This is a genomic window from Actinomycetota bacterium (assembly GCA_005774595.1).
Taxonomy (GTDB): domain Bacteria; phylum Actinomycetota; class Coriobacteriia; order Anaerosomatales; family D1FN1-002; genus D1FN1-002.
Genome location: VAUM01000415.1, coordinates 1 through 1,474, shown reverse-complemented (window position 1 = coordinate 1,474; position 1,474 = coordinate 1). Strand labels below are relative to the sequence as shown.

At 72.9% G+C, this 1,474-nt stretch carries 2 protein-coding genes; one reads left to right on the top strand and one right to left on the bottom strand.

What is annotated here, in order from left to right:
- Positions 1 to 651, bottom strand: a 651-nt coding sequence (locus FDZ70_10610; protein TLM66153.1) for a hypothetical protein, incomplete at its 3' end; no start/stop codon positions are given.
- On the opposite strand from FDZ70_10610, the gene FDZ70_10605 reads away from it, so the two are divergent.
- Positions 641 to 1,474 (top strand): GNAT family N-acetyltransferase (locus FDZ70_10605; protein TLM66152.1); only part of this gene is annotated, 834 nt, incomplete at its 3' end. The genes FDZ70_10610 and FDZ70_10605 overlap by 11 nt on opposite strands.

Below are 1,474 nucleotides of genomic sequence, written 5' to 3'. Positions count from 1 at the left end.
CCGCGCCGCGGCCCGCTGCTTGGTCACGCCGGCGGGCACGAGGTGGTACGCGTGGATCTCCTCGCATCCGGCGAGGGTGTGCCGGGGCGGGCGGATGATGCCGTTGTCGACGAGGTCGACCGGCGGATCGAGGCCGGCGAGGACCGCGCGCCCGGCGTCGAGGTCGACGCAGCCGCGCAGGACGTGGGTGGAGGTGCGGTCGACCTGGTACGGGCCGTGCGGCTCTATGCGGCCCGGGAACAGGTCCTGCAGCGCCGTCAGCGCGCCCGAGCGTTCGATGACCGCGAACGGGGTGTCGCCCTCGGCGAGTGCGCCGTCCGGCCAGTCGCCCGTGAAGTACACGGGGTGCTCGCCCCGGGCGGTGACGACGACGCAGCCGAGCTCGGCGATGAAGCCGCTCCAGTCGCAGATCCGCGCGATCTCGGTCAGCTGGGCGCGGTTGCGGCCCGACACGATGCGCACGTCGAGTCCCGCGCGGTTGACGGCGCAGACCGCCTCGGCCGCCGTGGTCGAAGGCTCGCCGTCGCCGTCGACGAGCAGGCAGCCGCCGCGTCCGAGCAAGGTGCCGTCCAGGTCGGTGTAGAGCGTGGTCGCGCGGCCGAGCGCGGCGAGCGCGGCAGGAGACTCGGCAAGCAGCGGGATGTCGGGCACGCGCGGGCTCCTTGTTCGCGAGACGCGACGCGGCCCCAGCGGACCCGCCGCCGCGCCATTGTATCGCTCCGTGAGGGGTACACTCGTGGCGCCGCGTGCGGGAGGAAGCGGGTCACAGCGCGGTGACGGGGAGCGCGCCCGGCGGCCGCCTGCGTGCGCGCTGTGGTATCTAGGGTGTGACGAGGGCGACTCGGAAGGGACCGGAACCATGGACGACGACGCCGCGCGCGACGAGGACCTCGAAGCGCCGTATCCCCAGTACCGGTGTCCCATCTGCGGCGAGTTCCTGCCGCTCAACGACGCGCGCACGACCGTGACCTGCGCGAAGCACCTGCCGAAGCCCGACGAGACCGAGTTCGCGGTGCGCGCCGCCACACCGGCGGACCGCCGCGCCATCGAGCAGATCTGCGACCGCGCGTGGGGCGAGACCGACATCGACGTGTTCGGCACGACCTTCGACGTGCTGGCCTGCACGAACCTCATCGCCGAGGCTGACGGCCGCTTCGCGGGCTTGCTCGCGCTCAAGCCGAACGGCGGCGACCTCGCCGTCGTCCTGCTGTCGGTCTATCCGGAGTTCCAGGGCGCCGGGGTCGGCGCGGCGCTGCTGAACGCCGCCGAGGCGCTCGCGAAGTCGCTGAACCTGCCGGCGATCCGCGCGGCGGTCTCGAACGACGACATCTCGATGCTCTACTTCTACCAGCGCAACGGCTTCGTCATCTACGAGGCCGCGCTCGGCGTGCTCGCCGACGCGCTCGGCAGCGCGGTCGGCGGCTTCTCCGACATCCCGGTGCGCGACGAGATCCGCTTGCGCAAAGGCGTCCGC